A 15,007-nucleotide genomic window follows, 5' to 3' on the forward strand; every position below is an offset into this window, starting at 1 on the left:
AAATATAACGATTAAAAGTTTAAATTTTCTCAAAAAAGAGAAAGGTAGAAAGAATGTGATATATTCATGCTATCCAATCATTATTTTTAGGGAGAATAGGGAAATGACAAACAACAATCAAATAGGTGAAAATAAGGAACAAACTATTTTTGATCATAAAGGAAATAAGATTATGACTGAGGATAGAGAAATACACATTATTTCAAAATTCGAAGAACCTCTTATTGTCGTATTAGCAAATGTACTAAGTGATGAAGAGTGTGGTGAATTGATTGAAATGTCTAAAAATAAAATGAAGCGGTCTAAAGTTGGTTCATCACGTGATGTAAATGATATTCGAACAAGTAGCGGTGCATTTTTGGAAGACAATGAACTTACTTCAAAGATTGAAAAACGAATTTCATCTATCATGAATGTTCCTGCGTCGCATGGTGAAGGATTACACATTTTAAATTATGAAGTGGATCAACAATATAAAGCACACTATGATTATTTTGCGGAACATAGTAGATCAGCTGCTAACAATCGTATTAGTACGCTTGTAATGTACTTAAATGATGTAGAAGAAGGCGGGGAAACGTACTTCCCGAAATTAAATCTTTCTGTACATCCTAGAAAGGGAATGGCAGTATACTTTGAGTATTTTTATCAAGATCAATCACTAAATGAGCTTACGTTACACGGAGGGGCACCTGTAACGAAAGGCGAGAAATGGATTGCAACGCAGTGGGTGAGAAGAGGTACTTATAAGTAAAAGCGAGTGTTACGTTTTGTTCTTCATAGTATAAGAACAAAACGTTTTTTTATTAAACAAAGTAGCATCTTTCGTTATAATAACAATTAATAAATGACGATTGAGAGGACAGAAAATGAAATCTATATACATAACCGGCTACATGGGAGCAGGGAAAACAACAATTGGAAAAGCGTTAAGTAAAGAACTTCAAATGGATGTTGTAGATACTGATCAAAAAATCGAAGAGAAGCAAGAGAAGGCAATTCGTGATATTTTTGCCGAAGAAGGCGAAACGGCTTTTCGGGAATATGAAAGCGAAATGTTACGTTCGCTACCAGTCCATAATGTCATTATTACAACTGGTGGGGGAATTATTGAACGAGCGGAAAATCGCAAGTGGATGAAAGAGAACGGAACTGTCGTGTATTTATATTGTGATCCGCATGTAATTGCAGAAAGGCTTCGTGAAGATACGACACGTCCATTATTTCAAAAGAAAGATATAGATGCATTTGTAACGAAATTTGAATTACGCCGAGCTTATTATGAAGAGGCTCATATTCATATCGATACGACAAATAAGTCTGTAAAGCAAATTATGAATGAATTAAAGGAAAAGATTAATGTATAAAAAAGTGGACATACTAATCAAGTAGAGGTGATGATAATATGTCTACTAATGATTATGTTCGCTTTGTGACGCAGCAGTTTGTGTCGTATATGGATGCTCCAAAAGAAGATCGAAAACAAAAGAAAGAACAACGCCGTGCTGAAAAAGAGCCATTTATGAATAAGTGGTTTGGTGTTATGCCGCTGAGTGCTGCTTTGTTTTATCGAAATGTAAAAAGTAAAAGAAAAAAATCAAGTTAAATTTTAGTCATATGTCTAGCAAAATAAAGATGCCCTAGTGTCGTAATACACTAGGGCATCTTTGTTTACTGCACGGATTCTTGTTCTTCCGTAACGGCATGTATTTTATTGTTCACCCATACGAACCCTATTCCGATACAAATAGAAATGCCCCAGCCGACAGCGGTCATAATCGCTCTCATTTCACCATAGCCATCTACACCAAAAACAGAGATGAAATAAATTTTTAAAAAGCTTTTTAATATAAATTGTAGCCCGAAAAATAACGTTAAATATTGCAGTGCTGGATAGATACGACTATCACGATAAAGCTCACGACTTTTATCACGGTCATGACCTTGAAGTGCGGCAATATCTGCTGCGAAATATAACATAAGTGGTTTTTTTATAAAAATTGTACATATGACGATAATACCGAGTACGATGTGATAATACGCATCGTTCCATAACATTCGTTCAGCTGACCCAGATAATAGATCTACCGTTGTATTAGAAATGAGTGTAATTAAAATAAAGAACCCTGTCACGTTAAACTGTTTTTCTTTTTTAAAGGTATACAGTGTATAAATAATCCCCGGAACAGAGGAAAGTAACATCGCGTAATAAGGATCGATATAAGGTTTTGCAAATTTCCAAATGAGGAATGGGATTACGAGATAAAAGACAAGATCTAATATAGCTTTTTTATTTTGATTCATACAAAGCCTCCTTAAGTCATACATATATTTTATAATATAATTTCTGAAAATTGTATAAGGTTTAATGGGAAAAGAAAAAATATATCAATTTTTGAGGGATTAGTAGATTGAAAAAAATTGCCCCTAGCGTAGTAAGTTTTTTTAGTATATAATAAAGGAAACGCTTTCATTTTTAGTTTGTTCACAAAATGGACGGAAAATCACATATTTACTATCGATATGTTGCTTTATAATGAAACTAATTAAATATACATGCATACAATATTGTGAAATAAATAACATAAATAATCTATATAAATGTAAACGTTATCAAAAGAGAGAGGTGGAGACAATGAGTAAATTTTTCTTCAATCATAATCCAGCAACAGTAGAGGATGGAAGGCTTGTTAAATATGCTGAAATTATTTATGGAGAAGGTGGCCGTTCTGTATTAGAAAATTTAATGGTGAAGGCATCTATCAGATTGCGTGATCGTTATCCGAATAAATCTGACGAGCAGATCTCGAACCTAGTAAATAAAGGCATCCATGATATGTTTCAAAAATATGTGAGCGAGTAAGAGTAGCCAATGGCTGCTCTTATTTTTTGTATAAGGATTGTAACTCTAGCTGAAAATAAACATGTATTTTGAAAAACGCAAAAAGGAGTGGGAAAGATGAGCAATGGAATTGGACGTTCGAAAGAAAATCTTCCAACTGATGCAAATCATGTGAGCGCAAAGGATCGTGCACAGCAGAAACGTATGGCACAGAAAAAACAGCAAGAGCGTAGTGGCGATAGCGAGTAGGGTAGAAAATAGCTCAAAAGAGGCTCCTTCTAAAGCAGAAGGAGCTTCTTCAAGATAGAAAATGATTCGCGGTAACATAAAAAAGGCCACCGTTAATAATTTGCACTGTAATACGTGGTTCATACTGTTCTTGCAGAGCTTGTTTTTCAATTTCATAGCTCTCAGGAAGTTCGTCACTTTCTTCATAAAAACGGTTTAAAAGGTCTAAATCATGATTCCAACGCACTCTTGCTTCTTTTGCCCACGTATGGTCATCTTCTGCAATTATATTTTTTAAAGCGTCTTCTATGCGTTGTAAACCACTTTGAGGTTTAATGATGGGCGAGAGCGTAAAACAAAAATCAGGTATTTTTGGTGTAAGTTTAATGTTTGTTAATGTTTCATGAAAGTTTGCCATCATTGTTCCAGAAATGAGATGAATGCCAATCGAGTGAAGGATGTCTTTTTTTCGATCACATTGATAGGAAACTTTTATATTAATACCGAGCCAAGGGTGGAGCGGTGTATGTGTTGCCCCATTATGTCTTACATCCTCATATAAACGTATGTAAGAGCCTAATTCTTTTGTCGTTTGGAAAATTTGATGTAGACGTGGTGAACCGTAGTGAATAAGCTCACCATCATTTTCTTCATTTTCTGGATTTGTAATAAGAGTAAGGCGCATCGGATTCGGTACGCCTCCTGTTTTCTCAAGATAGTGCCAATAAAAAGGGCGATTCATTAATAATTTATCCATCTCAATTGTTAACTGTACATCTAATAAATGAGGAGAACGTTCTAAAATTTCACAGTTATTCGCCTCAAAGAAATTGTATAAGTAATTATGAATTTCATGTTGCTGCATAGCCTTGCACCTCAGCTTCATTTCGTTTCGCAAAGTCGATAATAGATGTTAAGTTTTCCATCTTAATTCTAATTTCACCTTCGCTTTTTGATTGCGCGAAAATTTCTTGAATATGCGCGTCGATGTTTTTCATATTAATTCTCGTTAAAATTTCATCGAGTTCACCGATAACACGCTCGAATAAGTTGATTTTTTCATATAACAGTTTCAGAATATGTTCTTCAACAGTATGCTTTGTAGCTAAGTTATAAATATGAACATCATTCTTTTGACCGAGACGGTGAATACGTCCGATTCTTTGCTCAAGACGCATTGGATTCCATGGCAAATCATAATTGATCATATGGCTACAAAACTGTAAGTTAATGCCTTCTCCGCCAGCTTCCGTTGCAATTAACACTTGGGCACGATTTTGGAAAAGTTCCTTCATCCAATCTTTCTTCCCGCGTTTAAATCCGCCGCGGAATGGGACAGAAGAAATACCGTGTTGTTGTAAAAACCATTGTAAGTACATCTGTGATGCTCGGTATTCCGTGAAAATGACGACTTTATCGTCAATTTCTTTTATAAGCTCTAGAGCTTTAGTTGCTTTCGAGTTGAAAGGAATATGATTAATTTTGTCCATTAGCACATCGATATGTGGATCTTTTATATAATGTTCATTTTCTTTCTGTCTTTTTTCTACATGCTTTTTCAATGAATAGTAAACAGCCTCACGACTACTACACGCTTCCCGTTTTAAAGTTAACGATGAGAAAGCAGATGTGAAGGCGTCTTGTCCTCGCCAATTTTCGATATCATTATATAGAGCTTGTTCTTGTTCATTAAACTCAACAAAAATTGTACGTACATGTCTCTTCGGCCAATCGATACCGGTATTATGTCGTCTATTTCGCACCATTACTTTGTTAATGAGAGCTTTTAAGTCTTCATCTGATTCGGCTGAACGATTTTTGGAAGCGTAATATTCTTCAAAGTTGGATTGATTGCCTAGATGTCCTGGCTTTAATAAAGAAACAAGGTTAAAAATTTCATCAATCTTATTTTGAACAGGAGTAGCAGTTAGTAATAAACAAAACTTCTTTTTTAATCGTTGTGCAAATTCATAGTTTTTTGTTTTATTATTTTTCAGTTTATGTGCTTCATCGATAATAATAAGGTCATATTCTAAGTTCAACACGATATCGCGATGTGGTGAACGTTTCGCAGTATCAATTGATGATACGATTACGTCAGCTTGTTCCCACGAGTAGCTTTTCTTTTGTGCTACAGCGGGAATGAAAAACTTTGTATTCAGCTCGTATGCCCATTGTGATACGAGAGAAGCTGGGACAAGTATAAGTACCTTTTTCACAAGCCCGCGGACCATGTATTCTTTCAAAATAAGTCCAGCTTCGATTGTTTTTCCAAGACCTACTTCATCTGCTAGAATCGCTTTACCATTCATTTGTTCAATTACATTTTGAGCGACTTCTAATTGATGCGGAAGCGGTGTGAAATGGGATAAATGTTTCGGTGCTTGTAGTCCATCAAAAGTAGGAACAAGTAACGATTTTTCTGTTTCATAAGCTAAGTGATATAAATCCCAGTTTGTCCAAGGACCATCTTCATCAATTCTATTTAAAAAATTGTTTTGCCACGTCCGATCTACGGAAATATCGACATTCATTACGACTCTCCCACCTTTTATAAACTAAAGTAATTATTTTTTAATGTATGATGATTTGCCTTAAAAGAAGGCATAATTATCGTTATTAAAGGCTATATGATAGACAATAATAAAGTATTAAATCTCAAAAGCTGTATTTATTGTGTTTTAACATAAAAAATTCTAAATTATTTTTTATGCTAGAATATTGATGAAATATAGCGAATGATGTTAGGATAATGGTGTGAAATGTGTGGAATCTTTCGTATTTTATCCAAGAAAGTGATTTTTTATTTACGCTTTCATAAAAAAATATAATGAGATTCCGTATATCCTATCTTTTCAGAATGAAAATGTTTAGAAAAGGGAAGCAACTTTTATTGATTTGTCAAAGCATAAGGGGGAGAGAGCATGATTACATTACAACGTACACCGTTATTTGATGTATACGCGAAGTATGGTGGGAAAACAATCGACTTCGGTGGTTGGGAATTACCAGTTCAATTTTCAAGCATTAAAGAAGAACACGAAGCTGTACGTACAGCTGCAGGTTTGTTCGATGTGTCTCATATGGGAGAAGTTGAAGTAAAAGGTGTAGATAGTTTAGCATTTTTACAACGTGTTGTTACAAATGACGTATCTACCTTAAAGGTAGGGGGCGCACAATATACAGCTATGTGCTACGAAAATGGTGGTACAGTAGATGATTTATTAATCTACAAACGTGGTGAAGAAGACTATTTATTAGTAATCAATGCATCAAATATCGAGAAAGATTACGAATGGTTAGCAAGTCATGTAATTGGCGATGCGACAGTAGTCAATGTTTCTAGTGAAGTTGCACAGCTTGCAATTCAAGGACCAAAAGCAGAAGGCATTTTACAAAAAGTTGTGTCAGAAGATTTGAAAGAAATTAAGTTCTTTAAATTTAAAAACGATATTCTTGTAGATGGAATTCCAGCACTTGTATCTCGTACAGGTTATACAGGTGAAGATGGATTCGAAATTTACTGTAAGAGTGAAGATGCTGCAAAACTTTGGGAGAAACTTCTTGAAGTTGGAGCAGAAGAGGGCTTAAAAGCATGTGGTTTAGGTGCTCGTGATACACTTCGATTCGAAGCAACATTACCACTTTATGGACAAGAATTATCAAAAGATATTACACCGATTGAGGCTGGAATTGGCTTTGCGGTAAAAACAAATAAAGAAGCAGACTTTTTTGGAAAAGCAACGTTAAAAGAGCAAAAAGAAAACGGTGCGCCTCGTAAATTAGTCGGCATCGAAGTAATCGAACGTGGAATTCCTCGTACGCATTACCCTGTATTTATTGGTGAAGAAAAAATTGGAGAAGTAACGAGTGGTACACAATCTCCAACGTTAAAGAAAAGCATTGGTTTAGCACTAATTGATGTAAAATACGCAGCAGTTGATACAGAAGTAGAAATTGAAATTCGTAATAAACGCGTCAAAGCAGTAGTTGTTCCAACACCATTTTACAAACGTTCAAAGTAACGGGGAGAGGGGTAGATTTCATGTTGCATCGTTATCTTCCAATGACAGAAGAAGACAAAAAAGAAATGTTACAAACGATCGGCGTTCAAACGATCGATGAATTATTCTCTGATATTCCAGAGAGTGTTCGTTTTAAAGGGGATTTAAAAATTAAAGAAGCAAAATCAGAGCCAGAGCTTTTAAAAGAGCTATCTCAAATGGCTAGTAAAAATGCTAACTTAAAAGAATACGCTTCTTTCTTAGGAGCAGGCGTATACGATCATTATGCTCCAGTAATTGTAGATCATGTTATTTCTCGCTCAGAATTTTATACAGCTTACACACCATACCAACCGGAAATTTCACAAGGGGAATTACAAGCAATCTTTGAATTCCAAACAATGATTTGTGAATTAACAGGAATGGATGTAGCAAACTCTTCTATGTATGACGGGGGTACAGCTTTAGCTGAAGCGGCAATGTTAGCAGCTGGCCATACTCGCAAAAAGAAAATTCTTGTATCTAGCGCGGTTCATCCAGAATCAAGAGCAGTACTTGAAACGTATGCAAAAGGTCAAAATCTTGAAGTTGTTGAAATTAATCATAAAGATGGTGTAACAGATTTAGACGTATTACAAAGTGAAGTAGATGATACAGTTGCTTGTGTAATCGTTCAATATCCAAACTTCTTCGGACAAGTTGAAAAATTAGCTGATATTGAAAAAATCGTTCATCAACAAAAATCATTATTTATCGTTTCTTCAAATCCATTATCATTAGGCGCATTAACACCACCAGGGAAATTTGGTGCTGATATTGTAATCGGTGATGCACAACCATTCGGTATTCCAACGCAGTTTGGTGGACCGCACTGTGGTTATTTTGCAACAACGAAAGCATTTATGCGTAAAATTCCAGGACGTCTTGTTGGACAAACTGTAGATTCAGATGGTAAACGTGGATTTGTATTAACGTTACAAGCACGTGAACAGCATATTCGCCGTGATAAAGCGACGTCTAATATTTGTTCAAACCAAGCGTTAAATGCATTAGCAGCTTCTGTTGCAATGACGGCACTTGGCAAACAAGGTGTGAAAGAAATGGCACGTCAAAACATTTCTAAAGCACAGTATGCAAAACGTCAATTTGAGGCGAAAGGCTTCACAGTAACATTTGCTGGACCATTCTTCAATGAGTTTGTTGTAGATTGCAAACGTCCAGTGAAAGAAGTAAACGATGCATTATTACAAAAGAATATTATCGGTGGTTACGATCTAGGCCGTGATTATAAAGAGCATGAAAACCATATGCTTGTAGCAGTAACTGAGCTTCGTACAAAAGAGGAAATTGACACACTTGTAAACGAAATGGGGGCTATCCAATGAAGAATCAAGACCAAGCACTTATCTTTGAAGTGAGTAAAGAAGGACGCATAGGATATAGCTTACCCAAATTAGATGTAGAAGAAGTGAAACTAGAAGATGTGTTTGAGAGCGATTATATTCGAGTAGAAGATGCAGAGCTACCAGAAGTATCTGAACTTGATATTATGCGCCACTATACAGCACTTTCAAACCGTAACCACGGTGTTGATTCTGGATTCTATCCACTTGGATCTTGTACGATGAAATATAATCCGAAAATTAATGAGAGTGTAGCTCGTTTCGCAGGATTTGCAAATATTCATCCACTGCAAGATGAAAAGACAGTACAAGGTGCAATGGAATTAATGTATGACTTACAAGAGCATTTAATTGAAATTACAGGTATGGATACTGTTACTTTACAACCAGCAGCTGGTGCACACGGAGAATGGACAGGTTTAATGTTAATTCGTGCATACCATGAAGCGAAAGGTGACTTTAACCGTACGAAAGTAATTGTACCTGACTCTGCTCACGGAACGAACCCGGCATCTGCAACTGTAGCTGGTTTTGAAACAATTACAGTAAAATCAAATGAAAATGGCCTTGTTGACTTAGAAGACTTAAAACGTGTTGTAAACGAAGAAACAGCAGCACTTATGTTAACAAATCCTAATACATTAGGTCTATTCGAAGAAAATATTTTAGAAATGGCAGAAATCGTCCATAATGCAGGCGGTAAGTTATACTATGATGGTGCAAACTTAAATGCGGTATTAAGCCAAGCACGCCCAGGAGATATGGGATTTGACGTTGTGCATTTAAACCTTCATAAAACATTTACAGGTCCTCACGGCGGTGGTGGCCCAGGTTCTGGTCCAGTAGGTGTGAAAGCTGATTTAATTCCGTACTTACCAAAACCGATTTTAGAAAAAACGGAAAATGGTTATCACTTCAACTACGACCGTCCAGAAGCAATTGGTCGTGTGAAGCCATTCTATGGTAACTTCGGAATTAACGTTCGTGCATACACGTATATTCGCTCTATGGGTCCAGATGGCTTGCGTGCAGTAACTGAGTATGCTGTATTAAATGCGAACTATATGATGAGAAGATTAGCGCCATTCTACGATCTTCCATTCGATAGACATTGTAAGCATGAATTTGTATTATCAGGTCGTCGTCAAAAGAAACTTGGCGTACGTACATTAGATATTGCAAAACGTCTGCTTGATTTCGGTTACCATCCACCAACAATTTACTTCCCATTAAATGTGGAAGAATGTATTATGATTGAGCCGACAGAAACAGAATCAAAAGAAACATTAGATGGTTTCATTGATAAGATGATTCAAATCGCTAAAGAAGTAGAAGAAAATCCAGAAGTTGTACAAGAAGCACCGCATACGACAGTCATTAAACGTTTAGACGAAACGATGGCTGCACGTAAACCAGTTTTACGTTATGCAAAGCCAGCTCCTGTACAAGTTTGATTAGAATAACAAAAGAAGAACTCGCTGCGGCGGGTTCTTTTTTTGTATGGAGAATTTGTGCAGAAATAGTGAAGAAAATGTTAAAAAATTATATTTTTTGTTTCCTAATGGTGTAAAGGTGTAGTTTTATAGGTAGTTTTGTTGAAAAAGTCGGTTTGATAAAAGTATTTATTTTTGTTAGAATTTTATTGAAATTAAGAAGATGTGATGAGGCAAAGCTTACTCATTTTTATGTATATGTGAAAAAACGAACAAGACGGGGGTGAAAGTGTGGGATATCGATGTTATAGAATGGTATACCATTTAGAAAATGGAGAAACAATTAAAGATGTAAAAGAATTTTGCTATCGAGACCAAGGAAAAGTGTTAGAAAGAGTAGCAAATCGTGTAATGGATAATAGAGAAGTGACGGCGATTGATAAACAAGGAACAATCATTTCAATAGCATGTGAGGACATTGTAAAGGTGGAACTTGATTACATAACAGAAAGTTAACCTTGAGTCATATCGAATTATTCGATAAAATAAACTGTTGAATGGTGAAGTGAGAAGAGAGGAGTTTATCATGGGTAGTACAAGACACTTTTATATGTTTATCTTAGCGTTTGTTCTTGTTGTGGCATTAACGATTTATTTAATCGTTGACAGCAGCTGGTACAACACGGTTCATCCGGCATTCCTTCTGTTTATGTATATAGGAATTGCAGTAGTAAGTTTCGGAATGAGAGATGAGATGTTAGATCGCTTTGAAAAGTGATACATATACGAAAGACCAACAGGAAAATGTTGGTCTTTTTTTCTTGCCAAAAATAGGATGCTGTGTATATACTGTATATATAAGGTATATACAGTATATACACACACTGGAGGAAAACATGAATATTATTATTTCGAATTCTTCCCAAGACCCTATTTATGTGCAAATAAGAAAACAATTAAGCCAGCTTATTTTAAATGGTGGTTTAAAGGGTGGAGACCAATTACCGTCTATTCGTAGCTTAGCGAAGGAATTGCAAATTAGTGTAATTACAACGAAGCGTGCGTACGAGGAGCTTGAAAAAGAAGGATATATAGAAACTGTTGCTGGGAAGGGGACTTATGTTTCACGTAAAAATAATGAACTATTAAAAGAACAGCGGCTACGTCTATTGGAAAGTAAGGCTGAAGAAATCGTAAAAGAAAGTAAAGTGTTGCAGCTTTCACTTGAAGAATTGCAGCAGATGATTGCGTGTTTATATAAGGGGGAATAAGAGATGTTAGAGCTAAAAAATGTTTGTAAAAGTTATCAAGATTTTGCAGTGAACAATATAAGTTTTGCATTACCACGAGGATATATTATGGGGTTTGTCGGACCAAATGGTGCTGGGAAAAGTACAACGATCAAAATGATTATGAATTTAATTAGAAAAGATAGCGGCGATATAAAAATTTTTGGCAAAGACAATAAGAAAGCTGAAAAGGACATAAAACAAAATATTGGTTTTGTATATGATGAAAATCATTATTACGAAGATTTAACGTGTGAACAAATGAAACGTATTATTGCACCGTTATATAAAAAGTGGGACGAAAATCAATACCAATCGTATATGCAAAGATTGCAAGTTCCAAAGTATAAAAAAATTAAAGAGCTATCTAAAGGGATGAAAATGAAGTTTGCGATTGCCATCGCACTTTCACATCATGCAGAGTTTATCATTATGGATGAGCCGACAGCAGGATTAGATCCAGTTGTCCGAAGTGAATTACTTGATATGTTGCAAGAAATTGTAATGGAAGATGAAGTATCTGTATTATTCTCAACCCACATTACAACGGATTTAGAACGTATTGCAGATTATATTACGTTTATCAACGATGGAGAAATTATATTTACTGGTGAAAAAGATGAATTAATGGAGAACTACGTAATCGTAAAGGGAAGCAATGATTTATTAGATCGAGAAGGAAAAGAACTATTTGTTGGATTACGAAAAAATAAATTCGGTTTCGAAGGTTTAGCGAAGGATAAACAAGCAATTATCGATTGGTTTGGAAATGAGGTTGTACTAGAAAAGCCTACATTAGACGATATCATCGTTTACACTGCGAAAGGGAGAGGTGCTTATGCGTCAGCTAATCTATAAAGATTTGTTCTTTTTTCGGGTTATGTGGTTAGTGTATTTTATTATGCCCCTTGTTTTCTTTGGATTAGATCCAGATGGTGAATTGTTATTTCCGATGAGTTGCTTACTCATAACGATATCATCTTCTATGATACTAATAGCGATGGATGAAAAAAATAAAAGTGATGTTATTATAAATAGTTTACCTGTTGGACGAAAGGATATCATTATTGCTAAATATATTTCGGGTGTAATATTCATTGTAGGTGGCATGATTTCTACTATGCTAGTTGTTTTTCTTATAAGAGGTATCGCCGTCATTGGTGATATTGGAGTGTATCATCCAAATTTGTATATTGAAATTCCTTGGTATGTAGTAGTCAGAGGTGCTGTATATTCTTTAGTTTATATTACAGCATTATTCCCGAGTTATTATGGGACAAAATCAAAAGTAGTACGTGGAATATTTACAGGTGGAGCCGCTGGGATAGGTGTTATTATTGGAATGTTTATTGGTGACGGAGAAAGCGCTACGACATCATTTATTGATTGGATTGTGAATCCATTACATCTTGGTGTATTTATAGTTGGATTCATTACATTAGTTAGTATTTATATCGCTTCTATGTTTCTTACAATTAAAATTTACGGAGCACGTGATTTATAGAGAGGAGAATCTATATGCAACAATTGATTTTGAAGGAGTTTTTCTTACAGAAGAAGATGTTTCCTTTCTATTTTTTAATACCCATTTTATCTATTTTTAAGGATTCCGTCGAACCAATGGGGATTGCAATAGGATTATTTATAACATGTAGTACGATTATATATATTTCTTTTTATTATGAAGAGAAAAGTAAAGCGGAAAAAGTATTAGTGAGCTTGCCTATAACGAGAAAAGAGATAATTATAGCTAAATATATTTCAAGCACATTATTTATTATGGCTGGTTTGAGTGTAACTTTTATAGTCTTAATATTAGGAAATATTTTATTGGGCAGGGATATAGTCATGCCTGGATATGCAGTGTTTTCAGCAATAGTAGCAACTTTGATTTATTGTGTAGTAACGATACCTGTTAATTACATTGGGGGATATAAAGCTATTACTGCCTTGAATGTGATTATGTTTTTTCCTTTAATGGGTATGATTGGCCTTATGTGCAATATTTTTGGTGATAAAATAATTATGCTAAAAGTACTCCACTCTCAAGAGGCTACACTAGCAATGGGTCTTCTTGGTATCGGAGTATTAGTGAGTATATTCATATCAATGTTCCTCTCAATGAAAATGTTTCAGGAGGCAGAGTTATAGAAGGGACATTTGCATATTAGGAGGTGTAATACATGATCAAGCAACTAATTTTAAAAGATTTCATCATTCAATGGAAATTTTTAATTTGGTACATACTGTATCCTGTTTTCTTTTATATGGCCTTAACAGATACGGAAAATTTATTCATCATTATGTCAGTAATTATTACAATTGGGGCAACAGTAAAAACATTTGAAGCAGATAGTAAAAATGAGAGTGAAGTTATAGTAAATAGTTTACCAATATTGAGAAAACAAATTGTGTATGCGAAATATATAGTAGCAATTATTATTCTTTTTATAAGTGTAACGGTCGGTTGTTTCACGATGGGAATGAAGAGTGGGGTTAACTTATTTGAATTTATTGAAACGACAATAGTTGCTAGTATTAGCTTTATTTTAGTGTATTTAAGTTTGGTTTTACCGCTATCCTTTTGGCTAGGGTATAAGAAAACTATTTTTATTGCGATTTTTATACTAATAGCACCTATGGCTGTTTCTTCTATTTTCTTTGGAATCAACCTAGAACAAATTCAGCTATATAACAGCTTGTTATTCATTGGTTCAATATGCATGTTCATAGCATCTATCTTCGCTTCAGTAAAAATATATGAAAAAAGAGAATTTTAAAAGGTGCCTTAAAAAAGGCACCTTCTTCAATAACGACAATACGAGAGCAGTAGTTTATAAAAAGAAACGCTATTTGGTACATCTTTCGGAGTATGTAATATAAAGCTGAAAACGATGATGAGGATAAGAAATAGGAAAAATAAAAATAGGATTTGCTTATGTATAGAATTTTGCATATTATTCACTCCTTTTTTAGGTAGTATGTCCAAAAGAAAGGAGTGTATGAAAAATTTTAGGAGGGGAGAATGATGAACAAAAGAAAATGGTTATATAGAATAGGGGTACTTTTTGTTTCAATCGGTCTCATATTAGCAAGTTTTTATTCAGACATACCATCACCGTTTCCTAATTTGCATAAAGGAATTGGTATAAGTATTGTCATAGTTGGTCTTCTTTGTCTTATTGCATCTAACTTTTATAGAAAATCTGAATGAATACAAAAAAGGACAGTTACTCTTTTTCAGAAGTACTGTCCTTTTTAAATAACTTATTCCATAGCTTGGCGATACTCCATATAATGACGATTGCAATGGAGGCAATAATTGACCAAGCAATAGATGCAATTTCAAGTGCCATGCTAGGAAGGAAGGTAAGAATGGATACTACTTTATGAAACAACCATTCTATTATATGAAAACTTATTTGTAATAGAATGACGATACCAAGTGTGATCCATGCTAATATTTTCTTTCCACATGACATTCACCTCACGTTAGCTTAATAGTTTTAAGCCAACAGCGCCGCATAGAATGCAGCTTAAGAAAGCAAGACGACGCCAATCCGCTGATTCTCGGAAAATGAGAATGCCTAGAAGTGCACTTCCAGCAGTTCCGATTCCAGTCCAAATTGCGTAAGCAGTTCCCATCGGTAATGTGTTCATCGCAAGAGATAAGAAGAAGAAGCTTACGCCGAAGTTAGCGATTAAAATAACTTTTGGTGCCCAGCCTTTCTTTTCAGTGGCTACTTTCATAAAGAGTACACCAATAATTTCACAAATACCAGCTAGAATTAAAAATACCCAAGCCATT

General features: G+C 34.9%; 22 protein-coding genes. 16 read left to right on the plus strand and 6 right to left on the minus strand.

Features of this window, described 5'->3' with window-relative positions; all coding sequences use genetic code 11:
• Nucleotides 1–103: 103 nt before the first annotated feature.
• From ACO6VI_RS08630 to ACO6VI_RS08640, 3 genes are all read left to right on the plus strand, one after another.
• Nucleotides 104–754 (plus strand): 2OG-Fe(II) oxygenase, encoded by a 651-nt coding sequence (locus ACO6VI_RS08630; RefSeq protein WP_000183853.1) that lies wholly within the window; start codon nt 104–106, stop codon nt 752–754.
• 115 nt (nt 755–869) lie between these two features.
• Nucleotides 870–1,367 (plus strand): shikimate kinase AroK, encoded by a 498-nt coding sequence (aroK, locus tag ACO6VI_RS08635; RefSeq protein ID WP_000836649.1) that lies wholly within the window; start codon nt 870–872, stop codon nt 1,365–1,367.
• Nucleotides 1,368–1,405: 38 nt separating this feature from the next.
• A complete protein-coding gene (locus tag ACO6VI_RS08640; protein WP_000106083.1) occupies nt 1,406–1,606 on the plus strand; it encodes a YqzE family protein in 201 nt (66 codons plus the stop codon).
• A gap of 65 nt (nt 1,607–1,671) precedes the next feature.
• Here the strand turns inward: ACO6VI_RS08640 and ACO6VI_RS08645 are convergent, their stop codons facing one another.
• The gene (locus tag ACO6VI_RS08645) at nt 1,672–2,304 is read right to left on the minus strand and encodes a VC0807 family protein (protein WP_001073111.1); all 633 of its coding nucleotides are present in this window, start codon (nt 2,302–2,304) and stop codon (nt 1,672–1,674) included.
• A 141-nt stretch (nt 2,305–2,445) separates the two neighbouring features.
• Nucleotides 2,446–2,562: a hypothetical protein gene (locus tag ACO6VI_RS08650; RefSeq protein ID WP_003279814.1), complete on the minus strand. Its 117-nt coding sequence runs from the start codon at nt 2,560–2,562 to the stop codon at nt 2,446–2,448.
• Between the two features lie 73 nt (nt 2,563–2,635).
• Between ACO6VI_RS08650 and ACO6VI_RS08655 the strand changes: the two genes are divergently transcribed.
• Both ACO6VI_RS08655 and ACO6VI_RS08660 read left to right on the plus strand, forming a co-directional pair.
• Complete coding sequence (locus ACO6VI_RS08655) at nt 2,636–2,863, plus strand: hypothetical protein (RefSeq protein ID WP_000032702.1); 228 nt, start codon at nt 2,636–2,638, stop codon at nt 2,861–2,863.
• A gap of 96 nt (nt 2,864–2,959) precedes the next feature.
• Entirely contained in the window at nt 2,960–3,091 is a 132-nt protein-coding gene (locus ACO6VI_RS08660; protein ID WP_000064665.1) for a hypothetical protein, read from the plus strand.
• A 49-nt stretch (nt 3,092–3,140) separates the two neighbouring features.
• Here the strand turns inward: ACO6VI_RS08660 and ACO6VI_RS08665 are convergent, their stop codons facing one another.
• Both ACO6VI_RS08665 and ACO6VI_RS08670 read right to left on the minus strand, forming a co-directional pair.
• On the minus strand, nt 3,141–3,935 hold the full coding sequence (locus ACO6VI_RS08665) for a YqhG family protein (protein WP_001183963.1): 795 nt from the start codon (nt 3,933–3,935) through the stop codon (nt 3,141–3,143).
• A complete protein-coding gene (locus ACO6VI_RS08670; RefSeq protein ID WP_001100040.1) occupies nt 3,922–5,604 on the minus strand; it encodes a DEAD/DEAH box helicase in 1,683 nt (560 codons plus the stop codon). Before ACO6VI_RS08670 ends, ACO6VI_RS08665 begins: the two co-directional genes overlap by 14 nt.
• Before the next feature lie 390 nt (nt 5,605–5,994).
• Here ACO6VI_RS08670 and gcvT point away from each other — a divergent pair, with 390 nt between their 5' ends.
• From gcvT to ACO6VI_RS08725, 11 genes are all read left to right on the plus strand, one after another.
• Nucleotides 5,995–7,095: a glycine cleavage system aminomethyltransferase GcvT gene (gcvT, locus tag ACO6VI_RS08675; protein WP_000631769.1), complete on the plus strand. Its 1,101-nt coding sequence runs from the start codon at nt 5,995–5,997 to the stop codon at nt 7,093–7,095.
• A gap of 20 nt (nt 7,096–7,115) precedes the next feature.
• Nucleotides 7,116–8,459, plus strand: a complete 1,344-nt coding sequence (gene gcvPA, locus ACO6VI_RS08680; protein WP_000903240.1) for an aminomethyl-transferring glycine dehydrogenase subunit 1 — start codon at nt 7,116–7,118, stop codon at nt 8,457–8,459.
• Nucleotides 8,456–9,931, plus strand: a complete 1,476-nt coding sequence (gene gcvPB / locus ACO6VI_RS08685) for an aminomethyl-transferring glycine dehydrogenase subunit 2 (protein ID WP_000795695.1) — start codon at nt 8,456–8,458, stop codon at nt 9,929–9,931. Before gcvPA ends, gcvPB begins: the two co-directional genes overlap by 4 nt.
• 291 nt (nt 9,932–10,222) lie before the next feature.
• Nucleotides 10,223–10,426, plus strand: a complete 204-nt coding sequence (locus ACO6VI_RS08690) for a DUF3929 family protein (protein WP_000262496.1) — start codon at nt 10,223–10,225, stop codon at nt 10,424–10,426.
• A gap of 70 nt (nt 10,427–10,496) precedes the next feature.
• On the plus strand, nt 10,497–10,688 hold the full coding sequence (locus ACO6VI_RS08695; protein WP_000535933.1) for a hypothetical protein: 192 nt from the start codon (nt 10,497–10,499) through the stop codon (nt 10,686–10,688).
• 118 nt (nt 10,689–10,806) lie between these two features.
• Nucleotides 10,807–11,181, plus strand: coding sequence for a GntR family transcriptional regulator (locus tag ACO6VI_RS08700; RefSeq protein ID WP_001021349.1), 375 nt, complete (start codon nt 10,807–10,809; stop codon nt 11,179–11,181).
• Between the two features lie 3 nt (nt 11,182–11,184).
• On the plus strand, nt 11,185–12,057 hold the full coding sequence (locus ACO6VI_RS08705) for an ABC transporter ATP-binding protein (protein ID WP_000891323.1): 873 nt from the start codon (nt 11,185–11,187) through the stop codon (nt 12,055–12,057).
• On the plus strand, nt 12,038–12,703 hold the full coding sequence (locus ACO6VI_RS08710) for an ABC-2 transporter permease (protein WP_001249424.1): 666 nt from the start codon (nt 12,038–12,040) through the stop codon (nt 12,701–12,703). The genes ACO6VI_RS08705 and ACO6VI_RS08710 overlap by 20 nt, the downstream gene beginning before the upstream one ends.
• 14 nt (nt 12,704–12,717) lie before the next feature.
• The gene (locus tag ACO6VI_RS08715; RefSeq protein WP_063548630.1) at nt 12,718–13,350 is read left to right on the plus strand and encodes an ABC-2 transporter permease; all 633 of its coding nucleotides are present in this window, start codon (nt 12,718–12,720) and stop codon (nt 13,348–13,350) included.
• A gap of 32 nt (nt 13,351–13,382) precedes the next feature.
• Nucleotides 13,383–13,979 (plus strand): ABC-2 transporter permease, encoded by a 597-nt coding sequence (locus ACO6VI_RS08720; protein WP_063548628.1) that lies wholly within the window; start codon nt 13,383–13,385, stop codon nt 13,977–13,979.
• A 245-nt stretch (nt 13,980–14,224) separates the two neighbouring features.
• Nucleotides 14,225–14,413 (plus strand): hypothetical protein, encoded by a 189-nt coding sequence (locus ACO6VI_RS08725; RefSeq protein ID WP_003271658.1) that lies wholly within the window; start codon nt 14,225–14,227, stop codon nt 14,411–14,413.
• A 16-nt stretch (nt 14,414–14,429) separates the two neighbouring features.
• Here the strand turns inward: ACO6VI_RS08725 and ACO6VI_RS08730 are convergent, their stop codons facing one another.
• Nucleotides 14,430–14,681 carry a DUF3975 family protein gene (locus tag ACO6VI_RS08730; protein ID WP_161520075.1) on the minus strand — a complete coding sequence of 84 codons (252 nt, stop codon included), beginning with the start codon at nt 14,679–14,681 and terminating at the stop codon, nt 14,430–14,432.
• Nucleotides 14,682–14,691: 10 nt separating this feature from the next.
• The gene (locus ACO6VI_RS08735) at nt 14,692–15,006 is read right to left on the minus strand and encodes a DMT family transporter (protein ID WP_000312623.1); all 315 of its coding nucleotides are present in this window, start codon (nt 15,004–15,006) and stop codon (nt 14,692–14,694) included.
• Nucleotide 15,007: the final 1 nt, after the last annotated feature.

This window comes from Bacillus sp. PSXD-155 (assembly GCF_049310765.1).
GTDB lineage: Bacteria > Bacillota > Bacilli > Bacillales > Bacillaceae_G > Bacillus_A > Bacillus_A cereus.

What these genes read in the sequence shown, in the direction of transcription:
- ACO6VI_RS08630 (WP_000183853.1), top strand. Translation starts at nt 104, where the DNA reads ATGACAAACAACAATCAAATAGGTGAAAATAAGGAACAAACTATTTTT.
- aroK (WP_000836649.1), top strand. Translation starts at nt 870, where the DNA reads ATGAAATCTATATACATAACCGGCTACATGGGAGCAGGGAAAACAACA.
- ACO6VI_RS08640 (WP_000106083.1), top strand. Translation starts at nt 1,406, where the DNA reads ATGTCTACTAATGATTATGTTCGCTTTGTGACGCAGCAGTTTGTGTCG.
- ACO6VI_RS08645 (WP_001073111.1), bottom strand. Translation starts at nt 2,304, where the DNA reads ATGAATCAAAATAAAAAAGCTATATTAGATCTTGTCTTTTATCTCGTA.
- ACO6VI_RS08650 (WP_003279814.1), bottom strand. Translation starts at nt 2,562, where the DNA reads ATGCATGTATATTTAATTAGTTTCATTATAAAGCAACATATCGATAGT.
- ACO6VI_RS08655 (WP_000032702.1), top strand. Translation starts at nt 2,636, where the DNA reads ATGAGTAAATTTTTCTTCAATCATAATCCAGCAACAGTAGAGGATGGA.
- ACO6VI_RS08660 (WP_000064665.1), top strand. Translation starts at nt 2,960, where the DNA reads ATGAGCAATGGAATTGGACGTTCGAAAGAAAATCTTCCAACTGATGCA.
- ACO6VI_RS08665 (WP_001183963.1), bottom strand. Translation starts at nt 3,935, where the DNA reads ATGCAGCAACATGAAATTCATAATTACTTATACAATTTCTTTGAGGCG.
- ACO6VI_RS08670 (WP_001100040.1), bottom strand. Translation starts at nt 5,604, where the DNA reads ATGAATGTCGATATTTCCGTAGATCGGACGTGGCAAAACAATTTTTTA.
- gcvT (WP_000631769.1), top strand. Translation starts at nt 5,995, where the DNA reads ATGATTACATTACAACGTACACCGTTATTTGATGTATACGCGAAGTAT.
- gcvPA (WP_000903240.1), top strand. Translation starts at nt 7,116, where the DNA reads ATGTTGCATCGTTATCTTCCAATGACAGAAGAAGACAAAAAAGAAATG.
- gcvPB (WP_000795695.1), top strand. Translation starts at nt 8,456, where the DNA reads ATGAAGAATCAAGACCAAGCACTTATCTTTGAAGTGAGTAAAGAAGGA.
- ACO6VI_RS08690 (WP_000262496.1), top strand. Translation starts at nt 10,223, where the DNA reads ATGGTATACCATTTAGAAAATGGAGAAACAATTAAAGATGTAAAAGAA.
- ACO6VI_RS08695 (WP_000535933.1), top strand. Translation starts at nt 10,497, where the DNA reads ATGGGTAGTACAAGACACTTTTATATGTTTATCTTAGCGTTTGTTCTT.
- ACO6VI_RS08700 (WP_001021349.1), top strand. Translation starts at nt 10,807, where the DNA reads ATGAATATTATTATTTCGAATTCTTCCCAAGACCCTATTTATGTGCAA.
- ACO6VI_RS08705 (WP_000891323.1), top strand. Translation starts at nt 11,185, where the DNA reads ATGTTAGAGCTAAAAAATGTTTGTAAAAGTTATCAAGATTTTGCAGTG.
- ACO6VI_RS08710 (WP_001249424.1), top strand. Translation starts at nt 12,038, where the DNA reads ATGCGTCAGCTAATCTATAAAGATTTGTTCTTTTTTCGGGTTATGTGG.
- ACO6VI_RS08715 (WP_063548630.1), top strand. Translation starts at nt 12,718, where the DNA reads ATGCAACAATTGATTTTGAAGGAGTTTTTCTTACAGAAGAAGATGTTT.
- ACO6VI_RS08720 (WP_063548628.1), top strand. Translation starts at nt 13,383, where the DNA reads ATGATCAAGCAACTAATTTTAAAAGATTTCATCATTCAATGGAAATTT.
- ACO6VI_RS08725 (WP_003271658.1), top strand. Translation starts at nt 14,225, where the DNA reads ATGATGAACAAAAGAAAATGGTTATATAGAATAGGGGTACTTTTTGTT.
- ACO6VI_RS08730 (WP_161520075.1), bottom strand. Translation starts at nt 14,681, where the DNA reads ATGTCATGTGGAAAGAAAATATTAGCATGGATCACACTTGGTATCGTC.
- ACO6VI_RS08735 (WP_000312623.1), bottom strand. Translation starts at nt 15,006, where the DNA reads ATGGCTTGGGTATTTTTAATTCTAGCTGGTATTTGTGAAATTATTGGT.